General features: G+C 74.6%; 21 protein-coding genes. 15 read left to right on the top strand and 6 right to left on the bottom strand.

What is annotated here, in order from left to right:
* The first annotated feature begins 2 nt into the window (after positions 1 to 2).
* The 4 genes from ACIQUT_RS36540 to ACIQUT_RS36525 all read left to right on the top strand — a co-directional run bounded on the left by ACIQUT_RS36540 (position 3) and on the right by ACIQUT_RS36525 (position 7942).
* The gene (locus ACIQUT_RS36540) at positions 3 to 2444 is read left to right on the top strand and encodes an AMP-binding protein (RefSeq protein WP_403569553.1); all 2442 of its coding nucleotides are present in this window, start codon (positions 3 to 5) and stop codon (positions 2442 to 2444) included.
* The gene (locus ACIQUT_RS36535; RefSeq protein ID WP_403569551.1) at positions 2441 to 3730 is read left to right on the top strand and encodes an NAD-dependent epimerase/dehydratase family protein; all 1290 of its coding nucleotides are present in this window, start codon (positions 2441 to 2443) and stop codon (positions 3728 to 3730) included. The genes ACIQUT_RS36540 and ACIQUT_RS36535 overlap by 4 nt, the downstream gene beginning before the upstream one ends.
* Positions 3731 to 3890: 160 nt before the next feature.
* Positions 3891 to 7235, top strand: a complete 3345-nt coding sequence (locus ACIQUT_RS36530; protein ID WP_403569549.1) for an amino acid adenylation domain-containing protein — start codon at positions 3891 to 3893, stop codon at positions 7233 to 7235.
* Positions 7232 to 7942, top strand: a complete 711-nt coding sequence (locus ACIQUT_RS36525; RefSeq protein WP_403569548.1) for a formyltransferase family protein — start codon at positions 7232 to 7234, stop codon at positions 7940 to 7942. Before ACIQUT_RS36530 ends, ACIQUT_RS36525 begins: the two co-directional genes overlap by 4 nt.
* Positions 7943 to 8004: 62 nt before the next feature.
* Here the strand turns inward: ACIQUT_RS36525 and ACIQUT_RS36520 are convergent, their stop codons facing one another.
* Positions 8005 to 8223: a hypothetical protein gene (locus tag ACIQUT_RS36520; RefSeq protein ID WP_403569546.1), complete on the bottom strand. Its 219-nt coding sequence runs from the start codon at positions 8221 to 8223 to the stop codon at positions 8005 to 8007.
* 334 nt (positions 8224 to 8557) lie between these two features.
* Between ACIQUT_RS36520 and ACIQUT_RS36515 the strand changes: the two genes are divergently transcribed.
* A complete protein-coding gene (locus ACIQUT_RS36515; protein ID WP_403569544.1) occupies positions 8558 to 12898 on the top strand; it encodes a hypothetical protein in 4341 nt (1446 codons plus the stop codon).
* An 81-nt stretch (positions 12899 to 12979) separates the two neighbouring features.
* Here the strand turns inward: ACIQUT_RS36515 and ACIQUT_RS36510 are convergent, their stop codons facing one another.
* The 3 genes from ACIQUT_RS36510 to ACIQUT_RS36500 all read right to left on the bottom strand — a co-directional run bounded on the left by ACIQUT_RS36510 (position 12980) and on the right by ACIQUT_RS36500 (position 15847).
* On the bottom strand, positions 12980 to 14368 hold the full coding sequence (locus ACIQUT_RS36510) for a serine hydrolase domain-containing protein (RefSeq protein WP_403569542.1): 1389 nt from the start codon (positions 14366 to 14368) through the stop codon (positions 12980 to 12982).
* Between the two features lie 163 nt (positions 14369 to 14531).
* Entirely contained in the window at positions 14532 to 15407 is an 876-nt protein-coding gene (locus ACIQUT_RS36505) for an NAD(P)H-binding protein (protein ID WP_403569541.1), read from the bottom strand.
* Positions 15404 to 15847: a nuclear transport factor 2 family protein gene (locus ACIQUT_RS36500; RefSeq protein WP_403569539.1), complete on the bottom strand. Its 444-nt coding sequence runs from the start codon at positions 15845 to 15847 to the stop codon at positions 15404 to 15406. Before ACIQUT_RS36500 ends, ACIQUT_RS36505 begins: the two co-directional genes overlap by 4 nt.
* A gap of 87 nt (positions 15848 to 15934) precedes the next feature.
* Between ACIQUT_RS36500 and ACIQUT_RS36495 the strand changes: the two genes are divergently transcribed.
* The gene (locus ACIQUT_RS36495) at positions 15935 to 16531 is read left to right on the top strand and encodes a TetR/AcrR family transcriptional regulator (RefSeq protein WP_403569537.1); all 597 of its coding nucleotides are present in this window, start codon (positions 15935 to 15937) and stop codon (positions 16529 to 16531) included.
* Between the two features lie 120 nt (positions 16532 to 16651).
* On the opposite strand, the gene ACIQUT_RS36490 is transcribed toward ACIQUT_RS36495, so the two are convergent.
* Positions 16652 to 17119 (bottom strand): hypothetical protein, encoded by a 468-nt coding sequence (locus ACIQUT_RS36490; protein WP_403569536.1) that lies wholly within the window; start codon positions 17117 to 17119, stop codon positions 16652 to 16654.
* Positions 17120 to 17286: 167 nt separating this feature from the next.
* Between ACIQUT_RS36490 and ACIQUT_RS36485 the strand changes: the two genes are divergently transcribed.
* Entirely contained in the window at positions 17287 to 17970 is a 684-nt protein-coding gene (locus tag ACIQUT_RS36485) for a TetR/AcrR family transcriptional regulator (protein ID WP_403569535.1), read from the top strand.
* Positions 17967 to 18575 (top strand): DUF2867 domain-containing protein, encoded by a 609-nt coding sequence (locus ACIQUT_RS36480; RefSeq protein ID WP_403569533.1) that lies wholly within the window; start codon positions 17967 to 17969, stop codon positions 18573 to 18575. Before ACIQUT_RS36485 ends, ACIQUT_RS36480 begins: the two co-directional genes overlap by 4 nt.
* 44 nt (positions 18576 to 18619) lie before the next feature.
* Here ACIQUT_RS36480 and ACIQUT_RS36475 read toward each other — a convergent pair whose 3' ends face one another.
* Positions 18620 to 19126 carry a carboxymuconolactone decarboxylase family protein gene (locus ACIQUT_RS36475; protein ID WP_403569578.1) on the bottom strand — a complete coding sequence of 169 codons (507 nt, stop codon included), beginning with the start codon at positions 19124 to 19126 and terminating at the stop codon, positions 18620 to 18622.
* Positions 19127 to 19894: 768 nt separating this feature from the next.
* Between ACIQUT_RS36475 and ACIQUT_RS36470 the strand changes: the two genes are divergently transcribed.
* From ACIQUT_RS36470 to ACIQUT_RS36440, 7 genes are all read left to right on the top strand, one after another.
* Positions 19895 to 20608: a twin-arginine translocation signal domain-containing protein gene (locus tag ACIQUT_RS36470; RefSeq protein ID WP_403569532.1), complete on the top strand. Its 714-nt coding sequence runs from the start codon at positions 19895 to 19897 to the stop codon at positions 20606 to 20608.
* 209 nt (positions 20609 to 20817) lie between these two features.
* Positions 20818 to 21495 (top strand): DUF2975 domain-containing protein, encoded by a 678-nt coding sequence (locus ACIQUT_RS36465; RefSeq protein WP_403569530.1) that lies wholly within the window; start codon positions 20818 to 20820, stop codon positions 21493 to 21495.
* Positions 21495 to 21800, top strand: coding sequence for a helix-turn-helix domain-containing protein (locus tag ACIQUT_RS36460; protein ID WP_403569529.1), 306 nt, complete (start codon positions 21495 to 21497; stop codon positions 21798 to 21800). Before ACIQUT_RS36465 ends, ACIQUT_RS36460 begins: the two co-directional genes overlap by 1 nt.
* Before the next feature lie 259 nt (positions 21801 to 22059).
* Positions 22060 to 22656, top strand: coding sequence for a helix-turn-helix domain-containing protein (locus tag ACIQUT_RS36455; protein WP_403569527.1), 597 nt, complete (start codon positions 22060 to 22062; stop codon positions 22654 to 22656).
* Positions 22657 to 22689: 33 nt separating this feature from the next.
* Positions 22690 to 23622, top strand: coding sequence for an SDR family oxidoreductase (locus tag ACIQUT_RS36450; RefSeq protein ID WP_403569577.1), 933 nt, complete (start codon positions 22690 to 22692; stop codon positions 23620 to 23622).
* Positions 23623 to 23825: 203 nt separating this feature from the next.
* Positions 23826 to 24200: a VOC family protein gene (locus ACIQUT_RS36445; RefSeq protein WP_403569525.1), complete on the top strand. Its 375-nt coding sequence runs from the start codon at positions 23826 to 23828 to the stop codon at positions 24198 to 24200.
* On the top strand, positions 24197 to 25030 hold the full coding sequence (locus ACIQUT_RS36440; RefSeq protein ID WP_403569524.1) for a thioesterase II family protein: 834 nt from the start codon (positions 24197 to 24199) through the stop codon (positions 25028 to 25030). The genes ACIQUT_RS36445 and ACIQUT_RS36440 overlap by 4 nt, the downstream gene beginning before the upstream one ends.
* Positions 25031 to 25139 lie beyond the last annotated feature (109 nt).

Below are 25139 nucleotides of genomic sequence, written 5' to 3'. Positions count from 1 at the left end.
GCATGACCTCGGCAACCACCCGGCAGGCCGCGTCGCAGCGGCCGGCCGACGCAGCCGCCGGCCCGGGCGTCGGCTCGGGCGTCGGCGTCGGCATCGGCGTCGGTTCCGGCGCGGGCTCGGGCGCGGGCGACCTCGACGCGCAGAGCCTCGCCGGACTCCTGGAGCGCAACGCCCGCGCCCACCCCGACAAGCCGGCCGTCATCCACCCCGACGGCCCCCGCGGGAACCGCGGACCACTCCCCGCCGGTCCCGCCCGGGGCCCCGCCGGGATCCCCGCGTACGGCACGCTCACGTACGGCGAACTGCAGGAGGCCGTCGAGCAGTTGGCCGCCGGCTTCACCCGGGCCGGGATCACCAAGGGCACCAAGACCGTCCTCATGGCCCCGCCCGGCCCCGAGCTGTTCGCCCTCGTCTTCGCCCTGTTCCGCATCGGCGCCGTGCCCGTCGTCGTCGACCCCGGCATGGGCGTCCGCCGGATGCTGCACTGCTACCGGACCGTGGGCGCCGAGGCGTTCATCGGGCCGCCGCTCGCCCACCTCGTACGGCTGCTGGGCCGCCGCACCTTCGCCGGGATACGGGTCCCCGTCACCCTGGGCCGGCACCGGCTCGGCCGCGCCCGCACCCTGGCCGCGGTGCGCGCCCTCGGCGCCGACAGCGCGCGCCGCGGCGGCACCGCACCGGTGGCGGCCGGCCGCGACGACCTGCTGATGATCGGCTTCACCACCGGAAGCACCGGCCCCGCCAAGGGAGTCGAGTACACCCACCGGATGGCCCTGTCGATCGCCCGCCAGATCGAGACCGTCCACGGCCGCACCAGCGAGGACACCTCGCTGGTCACCCTGCCGTTCTACGGGGTCCTCGACCTCGTCTACGGCTCCACCCTCGTCCTCGCCCCGCTGGCCCCGGCCAGGGTGGCGCAGGCCGACCCCGCGCTCGTGGTCGACGCGCTGGAACGCTTCCGCGTGACCACGATGTTCGCCTCGCCCGCCCTGCTGCGCACCCTCGCCGACCACCTCACCGCCGCCGTCCCGGGCCGCCACGAGCTGCCCGCCCTGCGCTGCATCGTCGGCGGCGGCGCCCCGGTCCCCGACACGACCGTGGCCGCTCTGCGCCGCGTCCTGCACGCCGACGCGCGCATCCACGTCACGTACGGGGCGACGGAGGTGCTGCCGATCACGTCGATCGAGGCCGCGGAACTCCTCGGGGATCCGGCGGCCGATGCGGCTCCGGCGGAACCGGCGGTCGATGCGGCTCCGGCGGAACCGGCGGCCGATGCGGCTCCGGCGGAACCGGCCGCCGGCGGCACCGCGGCGCGGGCCGCCGAGGGCGCCGGGACCTGCGTCGGGCGGCCCGTGCCCGGCACCCGGGTGGCGATCCTGCCCGTCACCGACGGCCCGCTGCCCCGCCTCGGGACCGGGGCCCGTCTGCCGGTGGGGCGGGTCGGCGAGATCGCGGTCCACGGCGCATCCGTCAGCCCGCGCTACCACCGCTCGCCCGACGCCGACCGCCTGCACAAGGTCCTTGACGCCGCGGCCGACGCCACCCCCGACGCCGCTGACGCAGCAGCCGAGACCGGCGCGGCGGCGGTGACGTCGGGCAGCGCACCGCAGCGCACCTGGCACCGCACCGGCGACCTCGGCTACCTCGACGAGGAGGGGCGGCTGTGGTTCTGCGGCCGCGCCGCCCAGCGGGTCCGCGCCGAGCACCGGGACCTGCACACCGTGCGCTGCGAGGGCGTGTTCAACGCCCACCCCCTGGTACGCCGCACCGCCCTCGTCGGCATCACGGACACCACGGACGCCATGGACACCACGGACGCCACCGCCCCCTACGGCACGGGCCCCGCTGCCGGTCCTGCCTCCGGCACCACCGCCGACAGCGGCTGGGGCCGCGGTCGCGGCGGCGCGGGTGGTGCGGGCGGTGCGGGGCAGGGCCCCCGGCGCCCCCAGCGCCCCGTCGTCTGCGTGGAGACCGAGGGGGACCTCGACGCGGAGGCCTGGCACCGCCTCGTCGCCGAACTCCGAGCCCTCGCCTGCGCGCACGCCCCCACCACGGGCCTGGAGCAGGCGGAGTTCCTCCGCCACCCCGGCTTCCCGGTCGACATCCGGCACAACGCCAAGATCGGCCGCGAGGAGCTGGCCCGCTGGGCCGAGCGCCGGCTCGCCCCGCCCACCCCCCTGCTCTCCCGGGACCGCGCCGCACAACTCGTCCCGCTCGCCGGCTGGGCGTACCTCGTCGGCGGGGCCGTCTGGGCCGCGACCGCCGGGGTCCCCGCAGCCCGCCTCCCGCGCGTGCTGTGGTGGACGGACGCCGTCCTGAGCATCGGCGTGCACGCCGCCCAGATCCCGCTCGCCCTGCCGCGCGCCCGCGCCGCCGGCATCGGCCGCCCCGCCGCGGTCGGCCTGACCCTCCTCTACGGTGCGACCTGGTGGCGGAAGCTGTGACGACTCCCACCCGCATCCTGATCACCGGTGCCACCGGGTTCCTCGGCGGCCACCTGGCCGACGCCTGCGTCGCATCCGGCCACCGCGTACGGGCCCTCGTACGGCCCGGCAGCGACACGGCCCGGCTGAGCGCGCTGTCCGGCGTCGAACTCGTCACCGGCGACCTGACACAGCCCGCCACGCTGGAACGGGCCGCCGAGGGCTGCCAGGCCGTCGTGCACAGCGCGGCGCGCGTCGTCGACCACGGCACCCGGGAGCAGTTCCGGGCCGCCAACATCACCGGCACGCTCCGGCTGATGGCGGCGGCCCGGACGGCCGGCGCCCGGCGGTTCGTGTTCGTGTCGAGCCCGAGCGCCCTGATGCACCTGCGCGAGGGCGACCGGCTCGGCATCGACGAGAGCACCCCCTACCCCACCCGCTGGTTCAACCACTACTGCGCGACGAAGGCCATCGCCGAGCAGCACGTCCTGGCGGCCGACGGCCCGGAGTTCACCACCTGCGCGATCCGCCCGCGGGGCATCTGGGGCCCGCGCGACCACGCCGGGTTCCTGCCGCGGCTGGTCGGCGCCCTGCACGCGGGGCGACTGCCCGACCTGTCGGGCGGAAAACGCGTCCTGGTGTCGCTGTGCCACGTCGACAACGCCGTGGACGCCTGCCTGCGGGCCGCCGTCACCGCCCCGGCCGAACGCATCGGCGGCCGCGCGTACTTCGTCGCGGACCGCGAGGTGACGGACCTGTGGCCGTTCCTCGCCGAGGTCGCCGGCCTGCTCGGCTGCGCCCCGCCCCGCCCGCGCATCCCCCTCCCGATGGGCCGCACCCTGGCGGCCGCGGTGGAGACCCTCTGGCGGCTCCGGCCCGACGCGGACACCGGCAGCCCGCCGCTGAGCCGCTACATGATGGCCCTGCTGACCCGCTCGACGACGTACGACACCGGAGCCGCCCACCGCGACCTCGGCTACGACGCCCCCCGCACCCGTGCCGAAGGCCTCCGCGACCTGGCCGACTGGGTCACGGCCCAGGGCGGCATCCCCGCCTGGACCAACCCCCCGGCCCGCACGGTCGCGCCGGAAACCGCCCACGCGACGGCACCACCGGCTGCCGCCCCGTCGGCCGCGGCCGCGTCGGCTGCGGCTGGTTCGGCTGTGGCCGGGGCGACCGTCACTGGGTCGCCCGTCTCCGGTCCGACCGTGTCCGGGTCGGATGTTGCCCCGTCGGCTGCGGCGGAGTCGGCTGCCTCCCGGGCGGCTGCGGATCGTTCGTCGCCGCGCACCACAGACCCCCGATGACCACGCGCGCGGGCAGACCCGCCACACTCGCCCCCGCCCCGGCCATACCGGCTGCCGGGTCGGCCGGGGCCGGTGCGGTCACCGCCCGCGCTGCCGTCGCGGGCCCGCTGCCGCGCACCACAGACCCGGCCGGATCGGCCGCCCGAGGGGATACCCCGCGATGACCACGCACCCGACCACACCAGCCACACCAGCCGCACCCGTTACGCCGCCCACCGTTCCGGCTGCCGCCCGCACCACCGCGGCCGCCCCCTACCGGCGCCCCGTGTCGCCCACCGAGCGGCTCTACCTCGGCGCCGGCCACGCCCGCGGAGCCATGGCCCTGCGGGTCGTCGTCGAGGGCGACGGGCTGCCCGGCCGCGAGGAGCTCCAGGCCGCCGTGGCCCGGGCCGCCGAGGCCTGCCCCGGCTCCCGCCTGGTGCGCCGCGGCCCCCTGTGGGTGGCCGACGGGCCGCCGCCGCGGGTCGTGTACGCCGACCCGTCCGCCGCGGCCTTCGACGCCTCCGCCCCCGCCACCGCCGAGCTGCTCACCGGCCGCTCCGGCCCGGCCGACCCGCCCGGCTGCGAGGTGCTCGCCGTACCCGGCCGGGACGGGACGCCGACCGCGCTCGTCTTCAGCGCCTCGCACGCCCTGATGGACGGTCACGGCGCCCTGACCTGGGTCCGGGAGGTCTTCCGCGCCCTGCGCGGCGAGCCCGCCCGGCCCGCCGCCGACCCGGCGACCGACCACGGCCTGCTGCGTTCCCTGCCCGCCGGACAACGCCGCCGCCGGCCCTCCCCGCTGCCCGGCCGGCCCTCTCCGCTCGGCCCCGCAACGCCCGGAACCCCGCCCCGGACCCTGTGGCTGCGCCGCACCCTCCCCGGCCGGCACCCCGCGCTGACCGCGCGGCTCGCCCAGGCCGTCGCCGACACCGCACGCCGCGACACCCGCGTCATGGTCCCGGTGGACCTGCGCCGCCACCGCCCGCACCTCGCGGCGGCGACCGGCAACCTCACCCTCCCGCTGTTCCTGGACCTGCGTCCCGGCCGGGACTGGGCCCGGGCCCAGTCCCGGCTGCTGGCCGCCCTCGCCGACGGCGCCGAACTCGCCGCCGGGTTCGAGGCGGGCCTCGTCACCCGGATGCCCGAGGCGGCCGTCGCCGCGCTGCTGCGCGCCGCCCAGGCCGCCTCCGTACGCGCCGACCGCCACCTCGCCTCGGCCGTGGTCTCCCACCTCGGCCTGCTGGACCCCGCCGAACTGTCCGGCGGCGGCTTCACCGCCGCCACCGCGTACGCGCTCCCCGTGCACGCACCCCTGGTCCCGCTGTCGTTCGCCGTGGCCGAGACCGCCGCCGCGACCGAGATCACCCTCGGCGTCCGCGGCTGCGACCCCTCCCTCCGGGAGCACGCGTCGGCCTTCCTGGACACCGTCCTCGCCACCGCCGCCCCCGCCCCCGTCGCCGCCGCGGACGTGCCCGCGCCGGACGCGTCCGCCCCTGCGGCCGTGGTGTTGCCCGGGCCGCCTGCCGCCGAGGGGGACGGCTCCGCGGACCCGTCCCCGTCCCCGTCCGCCACCGTCGTGGACCTGTTCCGCGCCCAGGCCGCCCGTACGCCCGCGGCCGTCGCGCTCGACGGGCCCGACGGCCCCGTCACCTACGCCGAACTGGACCGCCGCTCCGACGCGGTCGCCGCCGAGCTGCTGCGGCGCGGGACCGGCCGCGGGAGCCTCGTGGGCCTGGTCGTCGACCGGACCCCGGACGGGGTCTGCGCACTGTGGGGGATCCTCAAGGCCGGGGCCGCCTACGTCCCGCTCGACCCGGGCCACCCCGGCCCGCGGATCCGCGACGTCCTGGAGGCCGGCGGCGTACGCCTGACCCTGACCCGGCGCCACCTCGCCGCGGACCTGGCCGACTTCGTCCCCGGCACCCTGCTCCCGGTCGAAGACGTACCGCCGGCCGACCCGGACCGGGCCCCGGCGCTGCCCGCGGGCCCCGCACCCGGGGATTTGGCGTACGTCATGCACACCTCGGGTTCGACGGGCCGCCCCAAGGGCGTGCTGATCGAACACCGCGGGCTCGTCGCCTTCGTCCACTGGACGACCGCGATGTGCCGCGTCGACGCCGGCACCCGCTTCGGATTCGCCGCCTCCTACGCCTTCGACATCTCCTGCTTCCCGCTCTTCCTGCCGCTCCTCGCCGGCGGCACGACCGTCCTCGCTCCCGGCGCGCCCTCCCCGGCCGTACTGCGCGCCCTCGTCGGCGAACACCGCGCCGACACCCTCGCCCTGACCCCGTCCCACCTCGCCCTCCTCGACGGCGACGGCGGCGGCCGGCTCCGCACCCTGCTCCTCGGCGGGGAGGAGCTCACCCCGGCCGCCGTGCGCTCCGCGCACTCCGCCTTCGGCTCCGACTGCCGGGTGATCAACGGGTACGGGCCCACCGAGGCCACCGTCGCCTGCCTCGCCCACGTCGTCGACGGCACCGAGACGGGCCCCTCCCTGCCGCTCGGCACCGCCGGCCCCGGCGCCCACGTCGACCTGGTCGGCGAGGACGGCGAGGTCATCGGCACCGGCCCGGCGGACACGGGCCGCGTGGGCGAGATCGTCGTACGCGGCCCCCAGGTGGCCCGCGGCTACCTGGAGCCCGGGACCGGGACCGGCGGCGTCGACACCGCCGCCGACGGCACGGCAGCCCGCACAGCCCGCACAGCCCGCACAGCCCGCACAGCCCGCACGGCCGGTCCGGGCGCGGTCCCGTCGCCGTTCTCGACCGGACCCGACGGGATGCGCTCGTACCGTACGGGCGACCTCGGCCGCCGGCTGCCCGGAGGCGCGATCGCGTTCGCCGGGCGGGCCGACGGCCAGTTGAAGATCTCCGGGTACCGGATCGAGCCGGCCGAGGTCACCGCGGCCCTGGAAGCCCACCCGACCGTGGCCCGCGCCGCGGTGACGGCCCGCCGCCGCCCCGGCGCCCGCTCGGCGGTCCTGTGCGCGTACGTCGTCCCGGCCCGGACACCGGACAGCCCCGCCGAACCAGCCGGCCCTGCGGATCCCGCGGGCGCGGGGGCCGGGACCGCCGCCGCGCTGCGGGCGGAGCTGGCCCGGACCCTGCCCCGGCACCTGGTCCCCGCACACGTGATCGCCGTGGCCGCCCTGCCCACCACGATCAGCGGCAAGACCGACTTCGACGCCCTCCCCGACCCCTTCGCCCGGGACACCCCGGCCGGCGGGAACACCGACGGCACGGACAGCACGGACAGCACCGACGACCTCCGGGCCCGCGTCGCCGGCCACTGGGCGGCCATCCTCGGCGTCGACGCCACCGACCTGACCCCCGACTCCGACTTCCAGGCGCTGGGCGGCGACTCCCTCGCCCTCGTCGAGATGCTCACCGCGGTCAGCGCCGACCTGCTCACCCCCGACCAGGCCCGCCGGTTCACCGAAGACCTCGCCTGCCTGGTCCGCGACCTGACGCTCGGCCAGGTCTGCGCCCGCCTCACCACCGTCCGCGAGGAGACCCCCGCATGATCTTCGTCGGAGACGGCGCCCTGCTGCGCCGTGCCGTCGCCCACGCCGCCGCCGGCGGCCACCGCGTCGACCTGGTCTGCTCCGCCGACCCGCTCGACGCCGCGGCCGCCGGCCCGGCCACCCCGCACCTCGTCCCCGCCCCCGACATCAACGCACACGCCGCCGTCCTCGCCGCCGCCTGCACCGACGGCGTCGTCTGGTCCGTCAACAACCGGCAGATCTTCCGCGCCCCGCTGCTCTCCCTCGGACTGCGGATCGTCAACATCCACAACGGCCTGCTGCCGCAGCACCGCGGACTGCCGTCCGCCGCCATCGCGTTCGCCCTGCTGCACGGAGACACCGAGTACGGGGCCACCGTCCACGAGGTCGACGCCGGCATCGACACCGGCCCGGTCCTCGCCGAACAGCGCTTCCCCGTCGGCCCCGAGGACCGCTTCCACCAGGTGATGCTGCGCGGCGTCCGCGCCTGCCAGACCCTGTTCGAGCAGACACTGCCCGGTGTCGCCGACGGAACCCTGGCGGTCCGTACGCCGTCCGCACCGTCCGCCGCGCCGCCGTCCGCGTACTACGGCAGCCGCACCCTGGCCCGCCTCGCGGACTACCGGCACGACCCGGCGTTCGCCCGCGCCACCGACCTCGGCCCGTTCGCGGCCCACGCCCCGGAACTCGCCCGGGCCCTGGACCCCGTCCACGCGGCGCAGCGGTAGGCGCCCGGCAGCGGCTCGCCGATGACGGCGAGCCGCTGCCGGGCGGGCGGGGAGGGACACCGTCAGCGGTTGCGGTTGCGGTTGCGGTTGCGGGTTGCGAGGGCGGTGAGCCGTGTCCAGTGGAGCCGGGCGGCGGTGCTCACCCACAGGCGGGGCGCCTCCCCGGCGGCCAGGTCGCGGATCACCTGGGACAGGAACTGCGCCTCCGGGCTCGGATGCCAGGACAGGAGCTCGCCGCCGGCACGGAGAGCGTGGTCGAGGAGGGAAGGGACATGACGCATCGTGGTGACCTCACCGTTTCTCGAGACGGGTGAGGTGCGGGCCCGCACCCCGGAGTTGCCGGCGTGCGGGTCAAAACTGGCCCGGGGCGGTGCGGACCCCGAACTGTCCTGGGGTCGTCCGTCTTGCCTTTCCTTGCGTCGCAGGTCAGGGCAGGTGTGTGCGTAACTCCCGCGGGGTCTCGGTCGTCGGTGCGAGGCAGGGACGCCGGTGAGTGCCGGTGCCGGTGCCTCGCCGTGCGGGTGGTGGTGGGGTGAACCGGACGCGCGGGACGCGGTGTTGTCCTACGCTGAGCCGCCGGTCGGGCGGTGTGCGGGCGGTGTGCGGGAGGTGGCCATGGCGGCCGAGGAGCTCGTGGGGGCAACGGCGCGGGTGTATCTGGACCAGGCGCTGTCGTTCCTGTACGACAGCGCGGCGGAGAAGGCCCTGCGACGGTCCCGCCCCCGCACCGGCGAGGAGCGTTCGCGCTCGGACGAGCCGCTGTGGCGGCAGGTGCACGCCCGGATCGCCGAGCAGATGCAGCAGGACCGCCGGGCCGGGACCGGTACGGGGCCCGATCGGTTCACGGCGTTCCGCTGGGAGACGTTCCGGCAGCTGCGGGCCGACATCGCCCGAGGCCGGCTGATCACCAGGGAACGGCAGAGCGTTCTCGAGGCCCTGGTCCGCCTCGGCGGGCCGGACCACCGGGCCCTGCCCCTCACCCTCGCCCTCGCCCTGGACGAGGTCGTTCAGGAGTTGCACCGCGTGTCCGGCCGACGGGCAGGCGACGGGGGCAGCCGGCACCGGACGCTGGTCGACGAGGTCAGCGAGCGGGCCCGCCGGGACATGCTCCTCCTGGGCCGCGGCTCGGCGGACGCCCCACCGGTGTCGCTGCGCGACGTGTACGTGCGCCGCGGGACCGAGGAGCGCATGGCGCGCATCGTGCAGCAGCAGGTGCTGGCCGGGCGGCCGGGCCAGCCGGTCCAACTGGTCCTGGGGGAGGCGGGCACCGGCAAGTCGAGCCTGTTGTGGTGCCTGGCGGAGATCGTCGAGGGCCGCAGGGCCGCACCTCCCCGCGAGGCCCTGCGTACCCGGTCGCCGTCGCGCGAGCTGCGCACGGGCACCGAGATCCGGCCGGTGTTCCTCCGCGCCGAGCAGCTGCTCCCCCCGGGGGAGGGCGACCGGCTCCTCGAATCCGTCGCGCGCGGCCTCACCCCCGGCCGTGTCGTGCTGCTCGACACGGCAGACCTGCTCCTGCACGCCGCGGACGGCCGCACGAGGCTGCTCCGGGCGGTTGCCGCCTGCCAGCAGCGGGGCGTGCCGCTCGTCATGACGTGCCGTACGCGCGACAGCGCGTCCCTCCAGCACCTGCTGGGCCGCACCCCTGCCGAAGTGGCCTTCCACGTCGGTGACTTCCAGGGCCGGGAGGAGCTGGAGCGCGCCCTGTCCACGTACTGCCTCCACTACCTCCCCGACCGGACTCCGGCCGCCCGGGCGGAGACGGTGGCGGCCCTGAGGGAGGCCGCGGTGCGCGGTCTGCCGATCCGCGAGGTCGTCGCCAGGCCCCTGACGCTGCGGATGCTGTTCGAGGTGTACGCGCCGCAGTCGCCCACACCCGAGATCGACGCCGCGGGCCTCTACGACCGCTACTGGGAGCGGCGGGTCCGCGAGGACGCCCGCCACGGCGCCGCCGGTGATGCCGCCGTACCCGTGTCGGCGGACCTGTCCTGGCCGGCCCAGGGCCTCGCCCGCCTCATGCTGCACGACGGTGTGGTGGCCCTGCCCGTCGCGGACGCGGCCGAGCGGATGGCCGAGGCGAACCCCGAGGCCGGCGACGCGGATCCCCTGGAGCAGCTGGCGCAGCTCGACCGGCGCAGCGTGGTCGTGGGGACGGACGGCGGCGGCCGGGAGACAGCGCAGGAGGCGGCGCAGGAGACGGCAAGGGAGACGGCAAGGGAGACGGAGCAGGCGTCGGCCGTGGGCTTCTTCCACCAGACGCTCTTCGAGTACGCCGCCGGCCGCTGCCTGGTGCGGCTCGCCGCGGACAAGAAGCAGTCCTACTACCGTGCCCTGGGCCGGCACCTCGCGGCCCACCCGGACGACTTCCTGCGCGCGGTCGTCGCCGAGCAGGCCCTCGTCCAGGGCATGCGCGCGCAGGGCAGGGTGCGAGAGCACGCCGCGGAGCTGCTGGGCGAACTCCTGCGCAGCGAGGACGTCGACCTCCAGGTGATCGCCGTACGGTCCTGCGCCCTGCTCCCGGACGACCTGTACGGCCGTGTCCGCGACCGGTTCCACACGTACCTGCGGGAGTCGCCGCCGCCGGCCATGGTGCGGGAGATGCTGGCCGTCCTGCCGACCCGGAAGCACGGCAACCCCGAACGCGTGGCCAAGGACCTGGGGCTCGTCCTGGAGCACCACCCGCGCATGAAGTGGCGCGTCCTGGACCTGCTGTGCCGGTTCGGCCGGATCGACCGGGCCACCTCGGACGCCGTCCGCGGGCTGCTGCACACCCTGTGCGAGGACCCGGACGGCTGCGTGGAGCGCGCGCCGGACCCGCAGGACGCCGCGCCGACCGGCTGCGGCGGCCGCTCCTGCCTGTGGTCGTGGCTGGTCAACCTGAACGCGAACAGTGCGGGCAGCCACGGCAACCAGGCGGTACGGCTGGTCGACGCCCTGGCTGAGCACTGGAGCGAGTGGGCGGCCGAGCGCCTGCGGCAACTGCTCGCGCTGGCCGAGCAGCACCGCTCGGCCCTCCAGGCCCTGCAGTGCGTGGCGGTGATCCACCGGCGCGCCGGGGACCCGGGCTGGGACGCGCTGTTCCCGGTGGCGGCCGGGATCGCCCAGCGCCTCGGCACCGACAGGGCGGTTCCCCCGAAGGACACCGCCGAGGAGGAGGACGCGCCGGGCGGCAGCGGAGCCTGGGCCGCCCGGACGGCGGCGGAGGAGTGGCAGGAGGCCCAGGCGGCGCTGGACACGTACTGGTTCGCCACCGCACCGGGCAGGACGCCGCAGGACGTGATCCGGGCCCTGGCCGCCGAGGGGAAGAACCCGTTCGACGTCGCGAGGCCCCGGCTGAGGGCGGTCCTGGAACAGGTCGGCACCGGGCTCCGCGAGGCCGGGGCCGGTGTGCCCGAGCTGCTGGACGAGACGGTCGCACTCTGCCGGGGCCGGGACACCGTCGACGACGTCGCCGCCCTCCTCCTGCCGCCCCTGCTCCGTGCTCCGGCCGACGCCCCCGGGACGCGCGCCGCCGCCGAGTGGTGTGTCCGCCGGCTCGGCGCCCTCACCCCCGACAGGAACGGCCGCGGTGCCGGCGGGCGTACCGCGTCATCCGCGTCATCCGCGGCCCTGCGGTTCGCGGTCAGCGGTCTCGCCCCGCTGGCGCCGGCCCGGCTGGCCGAGATCGTGCGCTGGCCGTCCAAGGGCGGCTCGTGGGCCGACACCAGGACGGACGACACGTTCCTCGCGCTCGACGGCGCCACCCGGCTCCTCGTCCCCCTGGCGGCGACCGGCCACGCGCGAGCCGTCCGGGGACTGGAGCGCTGGCGGACCCTGGAGGGGCTCCGGCACGCCCAGCTGGCCCAAGGCCGCAACGCCTGGCCCGAGTTCAGGGACGGCAGGCCCTACCACGGCGGCCGGGTCCGCGACCGGATGAGCGGGCTGGTGCAGGCGGCCCTCGCCGACCACGCCCCCCACGCGCACACCCTCCTCCCGGAGGTGCTGCGCTTCCGCGTGCCGACGGCCGACGTGCCGTGGCTCGCCGCGCTGGCCAAGCGGACGGTGGAGCAGCCCGGCCGGGCCGCCGAGCCGGCGCGCGCGTTGTTCGCCCGGTACGGGCCCGACCTGGCCGAGTGGTGCGCCGAGTTGTGGTTCGAGGGCCCGTGCCCGGACGGGAACGCCAAGGCCGCGGCGCTGCGCCTGTGGGGCGACCTCGTCAGGCTGGGCGCCGCCGACCGGCCGCTGCTCGCCCGGCAGGCCGAGCTGGCCGCGAAGGTGCGCAAGGGGCAGTGGACCACCGCCGCCGGAGTCCTGCGGCACTGGAACGGCCACGACGTCTCCCCGATCGCCGCCGCCGACGGGGAGCCGGGCTGGGAGGAGCTGGACGCCGCCCTGGCCGCGGCCGATGTCCCGGACGGCTCCGCCGGTGAGATCGCCCGGCTGCGCGCGTTCCTGCGCTGCCGCTTCGCACCGCTGTCGGCCCCGCAGGACGCCGCGGAGGCCGTCGCGACGGCCACGGCGCAGGTCGGGGTCTGCGCCGACACGGCCGCGATCCACGACACGGGCGCCGGGTTCCTCGCCGAGCGGCTCTGCGCGGTCGACCCGGGCCAGGCCGTCGGGGTGGCGCTGGGCGTGGCGCGGCGTACGGCCGGATCCGGTGTGACCGACCCGCACCACGTGACCCGCCTGGGCTGGAAGTGGCAGAAGCCGCTGACCCGGATGGCCGTCACCGCCGACCGTGCCGACTGGCTGAGGCTGATCGCGGGCCTGGGCGACGGCCCGCAGTCGATGCTGCAGAAGGCGCTGGACACGGCGGCCGCCCGCCGCCGCGACGAGGACGTACGCGCCGACGCCGCCCGCGAGCTGGCGGCCAGCCCCTACCGGGACGCGGCCATGGCGGGCCTGCGCGACGCCGCGGTCCGGTACCGGAGGACGCCGCTGGAGGAGAGGCAGTGGCCCGAGGTCCTGAAACCGGTCTGAGCGGGCGGGCCGCGAGCGCCCTCGGCCACAGCAGGACGGCGGCGGCGCCCGCCCGCGGGCCCCGGACCACGCGGTGCGGGATCACCGGGTCGCGGGCGTGGCCTGCGTTCGCGTGAACAGTCGGCCGGCCAGGTCGATGCCCGTCACTGCGCCGTTCTCGTCCCGGCTGAAGAAGCCGCGCTCGCCCTGCAGGCCGCCCTCGGTGATGACGTACTCGTCCCCGTCGCCGGGCAGCAGGCCCATGCCGGCCGGGGCGTAGTCCGGCGGCATCTCCGCGTCCGAGGCCGCCCGGATCTCCGGCTTGATCCCGGCCGCGAGGGTGAGCCGGGTCCCGTCGGCGGCGATGTCGATGTTCATGGCGTCGTTCTCGTAGCGTCCGGCGACCTCCCGCGCCCGCGCGTCGTCGTACGGGACCGGCTCGGGCTCCCGCTCGATCACGCCGAGGTAGTGCTCCAGCGCCCAGCGGACGACGGACTGGTTGAACGGGTGTCCGTCCGGGCCGCAGTTGGCGAGGGAGACGACGGCGAAGTTCCGCTCGGGCACGATCAGCAGCTCGGAGAACTGGCCGTTGCCCGACCCGCCGAGCCGGATCGCCCGGACGCCGTCCACCTCCAGCAGGAACCAGCCGATCCCGAAGCCGTCGCCGAGGCTGCTGCCGCGCAGCTCGACCGTCTTTTCCTGCATGTCGCGCAGCGCCTCGGCGGGCAGTACGCCCTCCCCGCCGCCGAGGTGGAACCGGGCCCAGAGCAGCAGGTCGCTCACCGACGAGATACCGCCCCCGCCGGGGTTGTTGCCGCGCGCGCCGCCCCGGTACGCCTTCCACGGCGTCGCCACCCGCAGCCCGCCGTCCTCGCCGCGGTTGTACCCGAGCGCGAACTTCCGGGTGACGATGTCGTCCAGGTCGAAGAAGGTGTCCGACAGCCCCACCGGCTCCAGGAGCAGCGAGGCCACGGCCTTCTCGAACGGCATGCCCGTCACCTTCTCGACGACCCGCCCGGCGAGGTTGTAGGCGGCCTGGCTGTACGAGGCCCGTTCGCCCGGTGCGGCGATCAGCTCCAGCCGGGACAGCTTGGCGACGAACCCGGCCAGGGTCTCGTCCTCGTCGTCGGTGTCGATCACGTTCCAGGACAGGCCCGACGTGTGGTTGAGGAGGTTCAGGACCGTGACCGCGGCCGCGGCCTCCTCGTCGGCGAGCTCCAGCTCGGGCACGTAGCGGCGTACCGGGGCGTCGAGGTCGACCTTTCCTTCGGCGGCCAGGCGCATCAGGGCGGTGGCGGTGAAGGACTTGGTGGCCGAGGCGATGGGGAAGAGCGTCCGCTCGTCCATGGGGAGCGGGTTGTCGAGGCTCGTCACGCCGTGCGAGGCGTAGAACTCCTTGCCGTCCACCAGCACCCCGACGGAGACGCCGGGGATGTCGAACTTCTCGGCTGCGGTCGAGACGAATCCGCTGAGCCTGCTGTCCTGCGCCATGTCGTGTTCCTCTCCGATGCCTTCGTCTTGAACTAAGTGCAAGTAGTGGCTGTGGGCATGACTGTAGGCCCCTCTTGAACAAAGTGCAAGCCCTCTTTCCCCGGGCCTCGCACCGCGGATGACGCCCCGTCACCACCTACATCCGCCCGCACCGCCCCCGCGGCTACGTCGACCGCATCTCCCTTTCCAGGACGGCGCGGAAGGTGCCCGGTGCCCGGCCGGTGAGCCGCCGGACGGTGTCGGTGATCCGGTCCTCCGCGCCCTCGGCGATGGCGCGGTCCATGCCGGCCAGCATGGCGGCGAACCGCGTCGGCACCTGCGCCGTGAGGCGGTCGCGCATCTGCTCGTACGACAGCCGGTGGTGGACCACGGGCCGGCCGGTGACCTCGGTGATGATCGTGGCGACGTCGTCGTGGCTGAGGGCCTGCGGTCCGGTGAGGACGAGATCGGTGTTGGGCGCCTGCCCGTCCGTCAGGGCGCGGACGGCGGTGGCCGCGATGTCCTCGGCGTCGACGAAACCGACCCGGCCGCTCCCGGTGGCGGTCCGGATGACGCCGTCCTCGCGGATGCTCGCGGCGTGCGCGTGCGTGCCGGTGAAGTTCTGCATGAACCAGGAGGGGCGCAGCACCGCCCACTGGTCGAACAGGTCCGGCAGGGCCCGGTGCACCGCGCCCACCCCCGGTCCGCCCTCGGGGATGGCCGAGGAGCTCAGCAGCACCGCGCGGCGCACCCCGGCGGAGCGGGCCCGGCGGAGGAACGGCAGCATCACCGCCGCCGGGTCGGACTCGCCCAGGGGCGGGATGAGGTAGACGCGGTCGGCTCCGCCGAGGGCGGCGGCATGGGTGGCGGGGTCGTACCAGTCGAACGGGACGGGCTCGGCACCGGGGACCGGGGTGGCGCGGCGGCTGGCGGCCTTGACGCGGTGGCCGGCGGTGGTCAGCTGCGCGGCGGTGCGGCCGCCGGTGGTGCCCGTGGCGCCGATGACCAGCGTGGCGCCGACGGGGGGCGTGGCCGCGGTCGCGGTCATGGCCGCGGTCATCGGCTGCTCCCGGCGAAGTCGGTGCCGTCGGTGCCGTCGGTGCCGGGCGTGAGGGCGGCGAGGGGGTTCCAGTAGTCGCGGTAGGAGGTGATGTGCCCGTCCCGAACGGTCACGACGGCGATGTACGTCATGTCGAAGGGCCCGCCGGTCTCCACCAGGCGGCCGACGCCGCGCATCTCGACCACGATGGTCTCCGGGTCGGTGGTCTGGTGGATCGTCAGGGCGGGGAAGTCGTGCAGATCGATGCGGGAGGGGTAGGGGCGCATGTACGCGGCGATGGCCTCCCTGCCCTCCAGGCGCGCGGGCCATCCCGCGGGGGCGAAGGGGAACTCCATGAGGCCGTCCTCGGCCCACAGGGCGACCCACGCGGGAATGTCCTTGTCGAGCAGCAGCCTCAGGCTGTGGCGGAACAGATCCGCCGGAGAAGTCGGTGCGGACATGGGTGTCCTCCAGCTCGTAGAATCCGGACCTCGGGTCCGTTTCGACGATACGGACCCCGGGTCCGCTTTGCAAACGGAGGAAGCAGCATGTCCGAGCACAGGTCTCGCAAGGACGCCGCCCGCAACAGGGAGGCCGTCCTCGCGGCCGCCGACGCCCTCTTCGCCCGCAGCGAGAGTCCCGAGGACGTCACCATGGCCGACGTCGCGACAGCGGCGGGCGTCGGCAAGGGGACGCTCTTCCGGGCCTTCGGCGATCGCGCCGGACTGCTCCGCGCGCTGTACGGGGCGCGGCTCGAACCGATCCGGGAGGCCGTCGAAGCCGGCCCGCCACCGCTCGGCCCGGGCACCCCGCCGCAGGAGCGCGCGCTCGCCCTGCTCGACGCCCTCCTGTGCTTCAAACTCGACAACCGGCGCCTCGCGCTGGCCCTGGAGGGGAGCGGAAGCGGAAGCCCTTACCAGGCGGAGCACTACGAGCAGTGGCACGGCCTGCTCCGGGCCGTACTGGAGCAGATCCCCGGCCTGCCCGACAGCGGCTTCACGGCCCACGCCCTGCTGGCCGCCACCCGGGCCGACCTCGTCGAGCACCTGGCCGGGCAGGAGCGCGAGCCGCGGGACACGATGCGGGCCCGGCTGGCGGACTTCGCCGCCAGGGCGATCCTGGCCTCGGGCCGCGACGGGAGCTGAGGGGCGGCCGACCGCGCCGCCCGGCCGGTCTGACCGGCGCGGAACGGGAACCCGCTCGGCGAGCCGGAACCCGCTCGGCCCGGCTCCGCCGCTGCGGCTCGTCCCGTGGGCCGGGGCGGACTATCGGCTCGGGGGCGACTGCCGGGTCCGGTGCGCGTCGCGCAGCAGGTCGGGCGCCAGTTGGCGGTGCTTCCTGGCCAGCGGGGGCCAGATGAGTGATGCCACGGGGCGGTCGTAGCGGATGAACGTGGCGAGGGAGACGTGTTCGTCGTCGGCCTGGACGACGAGGTGGCCGGTCAGGAACCAGGAGCGGGCCTCAAGCCTGATCCAGTCGGCACCGCGGCCCGCGACCTCCCATCCGGCCACCCGGTGCGCCGATGCCCTGAGCCGCAGGCCGAGGAGCACGCGCCAGACGAACTGCCCTGCTCGGCCTGCCGCGTCCTCGAACAGGGCCTTGGCCCACTGCTCCGGTGACCTGCCCGGAACGCCGCCGACCAGGGTGAAGACGTCGACGTAGCCGGGGTCGGCCATGGTGCTGAGGGCGCGGATCTCCTCGGGAACCGGCTGCTGCCGGTGAACGTGCGGCACAGAGGCCGCCGCCGTCTCCTTCGGCTCCTCCGGATGTTCGCGACGGCCTGATTCCGGCTCGGGGTGCACATGCCCTCCCTGTTTCGGTCGGTCTGCGTAACGGCACAGCAGTGCTAACTTACATACATGCATGTAAGTATGTAAGCGGGAGGGTGGGTGAAGTGATCATGGCAGCGAAACCGGAAGGGGCCCGTCGGGCGCAGGCGGACCGTCGTGCCCGGACCAGGAGTGCTCTGCTGGAGGCTGCGGCGCGGGGCCTGTCCACGTACGGGTACGCGAATCTGGTGCTGGAGCGGGTGGCCGGCGAGGCGGGCTATACGCGCGGCGCCCTGTACCACCTGTTCGCCAACAAGGAGGACTTGGCGCTGGCGGTGGTGAAGTGGGTCGAGGAGACGTGGGATGCCGAAGTGGGCCGTCTCGTCGCCGCGGAAGCCGACCCCGTCGAGGCGCTGCTGGCGCTGGCGCGGGGCCACGCCGTCTACTGCCGCCGTGACGTGGCCAACGTCATGATGACGCTGAGGGTCGAGTTCGCCGGCCAGGACCATCCGGTCGGCCGGGCGATCACGGACATCGTCGACCGGCTCGAAGCCGACTGCGCCGCGCTGATCGCTGCCGGACGCAGCCGGGGCTCGATCCCGCCGGGGCCGCCGCTCGCCGAGACGGCATCGGCGTACCTCGGCATCGTCGAGGCGGTCGGGATCCAGCTCGCCGGACACGCTCCCCACGACGTCGAACTCGCGGTCAGGGCCGTCCGGGGCGTGCTCGGCCTGCCGCCCGTACCGGCACCGGCCGACTCCGCGGGCAGCGAACCGTGCTCGGGCGCGCACACGGCTGCGGAGGCCCGCGCATGAGGCTGCCCAACAGCGCGCACGCAGCGCTCCCCTGGCGCATCCACGAGATCACTCCCGGCTTCACGGTCGAGGACGTGTGGGCGCTGCCGACGCCGGGCGGTCCGGACGAGTTCCCCCGGCTGGTGGCGAGCATGGTCTCGGACGCGGAGGAGGACAGCTTCCCCCAGGGGGCTCCCTTCGTCGTACGCCTCCTGTGGGAGGCCCGATGGAGGATCGGCGCACTGTTCGGGTGGGACGGCAAGGACGCCGGTCTCGGCTCCAGGGTGGCCTCGCTCCGGGACCGGCTGCCGGGCGATCTGCGTGCGATGCCGAGGGGCCCGGACTTCCCTGACGTTCCTTTCACCTCGGTGTACCTGCTCACGGACGAGTGGGCGTCGGAGATGGCCAACCGGACCGTGCACACCGTCATGCACGTCGGCTGGGTTCCCGACGGGGCAGGCGGCCACCGCGGCCAGATGGCCGTTCTGGTCAAGCCGAACGGACGGCTCGGCGCCGCCTACCTGGCCGTCATCAAGCCGTTCCGGTCCCTGCTCGTGACTCCCGCACTCATGAGGAGCATCAAACGCGGGTGGAGGGCCAGCGCGAACGGCGCGGCCCGCGCATAGCCGCGCACGCGGCCCCGACAGGAACCCCTGCGTCCTGCAGCACGTCAGGTCCACTGCTCGGACGGCTTCACGCCCGGCAGCGGCTTGCCGATGACGGCGAGCGGGATGAAGAAGTTGACCTGGCCGATCGCGATGGCGAGTGTGGCGAGGGCCGTGTCGTCGTAGTGCTCGGCCACTCGGGCATAGAGCTCGTCGGAGACGCGCTCGCCGTGCGGGGAGGGCTGGAGGACTGCCTCGACCAGGGCCAGGGCGGCGGCCTCGGCCCCGGTGAGGCAGGGGGCGTCCTGCCAGGAGGCCACGGCGGTGATCCGTTCCTCGGAGACGCCGTCCTTGCGGAGGCTGTCGGTGTGCATGACGGTCAGGTACGTGTTGCCGACGATCTGGCCGGCGCGGAGCTGCATGAGGTCGATGGTGGTCTTGGGCACCGAGCCGTTGCCGGTGGCCTTGAACAGCGCCCCCGAGACGGGGCCGAGCTCGGGGACGAGCCGCGCGGGGTTGGGCAGGCGCGAGCCGTTGCTCTTGCGGACGGCGTTCGGCGTGGGGGCCGGCATGGGGGTCGGCGTGGGGTTCTGCTGGGCGGTCATCGTGGTGTTCCCTTCGGAGGGTTGTCCGTTGCCTTCACTGCACTGACGGATCGCGGCACGGGGATGTGACAGCCCGGCGAAAGTTTCTTCCGGGCCCCGAGACCGGCCCCCCCGCCCCGTCGCCGGAGGCACGGAATTCCGCACGCGCGCCGACCCTGCCAGGTGAAAATCTCCCTCCCATCGTCCTTGGGGGTGGAAACCCTGCCGTGATGTCGCGGAATCACAGCTGGATTTGGCTGCGAGTTTTTCGGGGGAAAGTCGGTGGGATTTGCGGTGGCTTTGTGGCGGGCTTTGTGGCCATCAGGTGATGCGTGCCCGGTGTCGTCCCGCGACGCCGCTTCTGTCCGGTAATGGGAATCCGTGGCCCGGTGTCGTCCGTTCGGCGGCTGTGCGGGTGAAGACGTACTGCAAGCCCGCTTTGACCTGTGCGCACAAGTGGTGTTGAGGGATCCGGTTAGGCTCCCGCCTGCTTCCCATCTGTCCGAAATAAAGGACTTGGGGTCGTATGCGGATCCGGATGCTCAGAGAAACCTCAGAGATCTTTTTATTTCTTGCCCGGGGCTCTCGGCCTGTGTGGAAGTTTCTTCCGAAGCCGCCGCTGACCACGGTGGCCGACTCAAGGGGGCGGTAAGCCGGGGGTGGAAAATATCACTCTTCCCGGACTCGCCTCCCCTGTCCCGCTCCTGCCATTTCCGTGCAGGGGTATCAGGAATCAAATCTGGGGGAAGTTTCTTCATGCGCAACATCACTCGGCGGAGCTTTGTCGGTATGGCCGCGACGGCTGTCGGTGCCATGGCTCTCGCGGGCATGCCCGGCCAGGCGGTGGCGGCGGAGGCCCCGGTCCCGAGCAGCCCGGGCGCGTACGTCTCCTGGCTCCAGCAGAAGGGCGGAGCCGGCTCCGCCGAGACGATCGCCCAGTTCAAGGCGCTGCCCAAGGACAAGCAGGAGAAGTTCCTGGGCTACCTGAACAAGCCGGAGCACTTCAAGGCGTTCATGGACGTCGCCTCCAGCACCACGGAGAAGCAGCGCGTCCTGGCCGACGGCGACATCGTCATCAGCAAGGAGGAGGAGAACTCCAACGCCGAGGCCGCCACCGAGCCGACGCCGACCACGTTCGCGGCCACCCGCGACCGCAGCGCCTGGCACAGCGTCTCGGACACCATCTTCGGCATCAAGGTCACCACCGTGAAGCTCGGAGTGAACTACCGGACCAGTGGCAACCGTGTCACCAAGGTCATCAGCGGCTGGGCGGGCCACACCAACTTCGTCCCGGCCACCACCTTCGACAACTCGCCGATCAAGAACTGGATCTCTGCCAACCCGGGCAACAACGCCCACTCCGAGACGGTCTGGACCGGCAAGTTCGTGGGCTTCGGCGCCTGGTCCTGCCGCCACCGCGTCTGGGCCGACCAGGACGGCTTCAAGGGCGGCTACCTCAAGCGCGTCTGACGCCCGATCCGATCCGGCAGCGGGTCCGGCACAGGGGCCCGCCGCCCTCGCCGTCGGCCCGGTCCCGCGCCACTGCGCGCGGGGGCGGGCCGACGGTCGTCTTTCCGGACGGGGCGGGAGGACGAGGACGGCGAGGGCAAGGGCGGGGGGTTCCCGTGGCGGGCGCCCGCCTGTATCGTTTTTCGATAACATCGATAAACGATATGGAGGTGGCTGCTCCCGTGCCCGAGGACAAGAAGCTGCTGGAACCGCTCTCCACCGTTGTCTCCATGACGCTGCGCCTGCTGGCCGGCCTCCTCCTCGCCGGCTTCGCGCTGAGCGCCCTGAACGGCTCGGTCCCGCTCTGGGGCGGCCCGGGCGCCATGGGCACCGGCGTCTGCGCCACCGCCGACTGGATCTCGACCAACTCCGTCAGCTCCGACAGCTCCGTCGGCTCTGCCGACGCTGCTCTCGGTGCCCGGGACGGGGCGCGCCTCGACGCCGTCGCCCGGTACTGTGCGCAGGACCCGAGCGCCGGACAGCGGACCCTGCACATCCTGGCCGAGGTGCCCTCGTTCGTCCTGCTCCTCGGTGGACTCGCCCTCCTCGACCGGCTGCTGCGGTCGGCCGCCCGGGACGGCATCCACGCCCGCCGCACCGCCGCCGGACTGCGTACGCTCGCCCTCTGGGTGCTCGCCGGCGGCGTGGTCGCCTGCCTCGTCGAGGCCGCCGCCCGCACCGCCCTGCTGTCCACCCTCACCACGCACGTCGCCTTCTCCGCCGGTGCCGTCCTGTATACGCTCACCCCGCCCTACCTGCTGCTCCTCACCGGGCTCGGGCTGCTGGTTTTCGCCCGGATCACCCGTGCGGGCGCGGCAATGCGCGAAGACCTCGAAACGGTCATCTGATGCGAGGCAAGCGAGGTGAGCGAGGCGAGCGAGGTGAGCGCGATGAGCCGGAGGAGCAGCACTGCATCCACGTCCACCTCGACCGGATCCTCGCCGAGCGCGGCATGACGCTGACCGAGCTCGCGGCCCGCGTCGGCGTCACCAACGTCAACCTCTCCATCCTCAAGAACGGCCGCGCGAAGGCCGTCCGCTTCACCACCCTCACCCAGCTCTGCAGGGTCCTCGAATGCCAGCCCGGCGACCTGCTCAGCTACCGGCCCGAAGACACCGAAGACGCCGACCCTCCAAGGAGCGAACGACGATGATCGGAATGATGGACCCCGCAACCAAGATCGTCGCGGTGGTCTCGGCCCTCGCCGTGATAGCCCTCGCCGTAGCCGTCATCCGCCGCGCCACCCGCCGCTGAGCCACCGCCCGGTCCGCAGGCCGGTCCACCGCCCGGTCCGCCGGCCGGGGGAGGGGCCGGGGAGGGGCGTGCGACGGCTCGGAGTTGCCGACAGCCTCCGTATCCCGTTTAATAAATGAACAGGCATTTATTAATGGAGAGGGCAGGAGGCAGCCGGCATGGCACGTCCCCGCGGGGTCGAGGACGCGGTGATCCTCCGCGCAGCCGCCGAGGTCATGGGCCGGACCGGACCCGTCGGGTTCACCCTGGCCGCCGTGGCGGACGAGGTCGGGCTGGTCGCGGGCACCCTCGTCCAGCGCTTCGGCTCCAAACGCGGCCTGCTGCTCGCGCTCGCCGAGCAGTCCGCGCGCGACGCGGACGCCCTGCCCGCACGCGTACGGCAGGCGCACGGAACAGCGCTCGACGCCCTTGAGACGCTGGTGGTCGACCTGACGGACCAGCCGGCCACCCCCGAGTCCTTCGCCCACCACCTGGCCTTCCTGTGCACCGACCTGACGGACCCGGAGCTCCGTCGCCATGCCCTCGTCGTCCACGAGGCCCAGCGGCGTGCCGTCGAAGCCCTGCTCGCCGAGGCCCTGGCCGAGGGCGAACTCCGGCCCGGTACGGACACCGGCGCCCTCGCCGACACCGTCCAGGCCGTCACCGCCGGCACCGGCCTGGTCTGGGCCCTCGACCGCCGGGACGCCCTCGCGGTCCGGCTGCGCCGCGAGCTCGCCGCCGTACTGTCCGCCCACCGCAATCCCCCGGAGGCATGAATGACGACGACGCAAGACGACAACACCGCGGCGATGACGACGACCGCGACCACGACCGCCACCGCACCGCTCCGCGGCAAGGTGGCCCTCGTCGCGGGCGGCACCCGCGGCGGTGGGCGCGGCATCGCCGTCGAGCTCGGCGCCGCCGGAGCGACGGTGTACGTCACGGGGCGCAGCAGCCGCGGCGATGCCGGGCGCTCTGAGCTGGACCGCCCGGAGACCGTAGAGGCGACCGCCGAGCGCGTCACCGCCGCAGGCGGCCTCGGCATCCCGGTCCGCGTGGACCACAGCAGCCCCGACGAGGTCCGTGCGCTCGTCGCCCGGATCGACGCCGAGCAGTCCGGACGGCTCGACGTGCTCGTCAACTGCGTCTGGGGAGGCGACCCGCTCACCGACTGGGACCACCCGCTGTGGGAGCAGGACCTCGACACCGGCCTGCGGCTGCTGCGCCAGGCAGTGGAGACCCATGTGATCACCAGCCGGTTCACGCTCCCGCTGATGGTCGCGCGGGGGAGCGGCCTGGTCGTCGAGGTCACCGACGGCAACACCGCCCGCTACCGCGGCTCCTTCTTCTACGACCTGGCCAAGTCGGCGGTGATCCGCCTCGCCTTCGCGCAGGCCGCCGAACTGCGCGAGCACGGCGTCGCCGCCGTCGCCCTCACCCCGGGCTTCCTGCGCTCGGAGGCCATGCTGGACCACTTCGGCGTCACCGAGGACACCTGGCGCGAGGCCGTCGCGAAGGACCCGAACTTCGCGCACTCCGAGAGCCCCGCCTACCTGGGCCGCGCGGTCGCCGCCCTCGCCGCCGACCCGGCCGTCATGGCCAAGTCCGGGCGTGCGCTGGCGACCTGGTCCCTGTACGGGGAGTACGGCTTCACCGACGCCGACGGCACCCGGCCCGACTTCGCCGCCCACTGGGCCACCACCCTGGAACCCACCCTGGGCCCCCTCGGAGACCCCCTGTAACCACCACCCCAACCCGCACCCGCACCCGTACCCCGCACCACACACCCGGCCCGTATGGCTCGCGGTCCGGGGGACGACCGCTGATCGGCAGCCCGTGCCGACCCCGACCCCGGGGCAGGGCAGCGGTCAGCGCATGCTGTGTGGTGGAGCGGCGATCTGCCGGACCGTCACCATCCGTCCGCACAGGGAGAATCAGAACGGCCATGTACCCGAGCATCCGCACGATCACCTTCGACTGCACCGGCGACCCGTACGACCTCGGGCTGTTCTGGAGCCGCGTACTGGGCCGGCCGCTGGCCGACGACGACAAGCCGGGCGACCCGGAAGCGATCATCAAGGACCCGGCCGGCGGCCCCACGCTGCTGTTCGTGCGCGTCCCGGAGGGCAAGACCGCCAAGAACCGCATCCACCTCGACCTGCAGCCGGAGGGCCGCACCCGGGACGAGGAGGTGCAGCGGGTCCGCGCCCTCGGGGCGCGGGTGATCGCCGACCGGACCCGTCCGGACGGCGGCGGTTGGCTCGTGCTCGCCGACCCGGAAGGCAACGAGTTCTGCGTCGAGCGCGGTGAACTGGGATGACGACAGGCGGCACACAGCGCTGGCTGAAGCGATTCACCACCACCGGCAGCAGTAGCAGTAGCAGTAGGAGCAGTGGCACCGCCGGCGCGGCGCACCCGGCCCGCGCCCGCATCCTCTGCCTCCCGCACGCGGGCGGCGCCGCCACCGCCTACCAGGGCTGGGCCCGCCACCTCCCCCCTGACACCGAGCTGCTGGCCGTGCAGTACCCGGGCCGCCAGGACCGGCTGGCCGAGCCCTGCACCGAGTCGATGGCGGAACTGGCCGACGCGGTCAGCACCGCCCTCGCCGCGCTCCCCCCGCTCCCCACCGCCGTCTTCGGACACAGCATGGGATCGCTGGCCGCGTACGAGACCGTGGTCCGGCTGGCGCGGCGCGCGCCCGCGTCCCTGCCGGTCCACCTGTTCGTCTCCGGGTCCGGGGCGCCCCACCGCGCCCGCAAGGACCTGCCCGCCCTCGACGACGCATCGCTGATCGCCTACACCCGCCGGCAGAACGCCGTCGACCTCGCCGCCGACCAGGACCCCTACGCCATCCCCGAACTGCGGGAACTGCTGCTGCCCTCCCTGCGCGCGGACTTCACCCTGCTGACCGGGTACCGGCCGGCGGAGCCGCCCGTCGCCGTGCCCGTCCCGGTCACCGCGCTCGGCGGCGACCAGGACGCCGGCTGCCCGGTCGGCGCCCTGCCCACCTGGGCGGACCTCACCACCGCGCACTTCGCCTCCCGCGTGTTCCCCGGCGGGCACTTCTACCTCCAGGGACGCGAGGAGGCCGTGGCCTCTCTGGTCGCCTCGGCACTCACCACCGAAGCGACGCCGCACCAGACGGCGTAGCGGCCGCGGCAACGGCAGCCGCACCGGTTCGACGCTCGGGAGCGAGCGGGCGAGCGACCCGGTGCGGCGCGGTGCGGTGCGGCGCGGCGCGGTGCGGTGCGGTGCGGCG

The organism is Streptomyces sp. NPDC090445 (assembly GCF_044769385.1).
In the GTDB taxonomy this organism is placed as follows: Bacteria; Actinomycetota; Actinomycetes; order Streptomycetales; family Streptomycetaceae; genus Streptomyces.
Note: the sequence above shows the minus strand (reverse complement) of the source record. Positions and strands in the feature narration are given on the sequence as shown.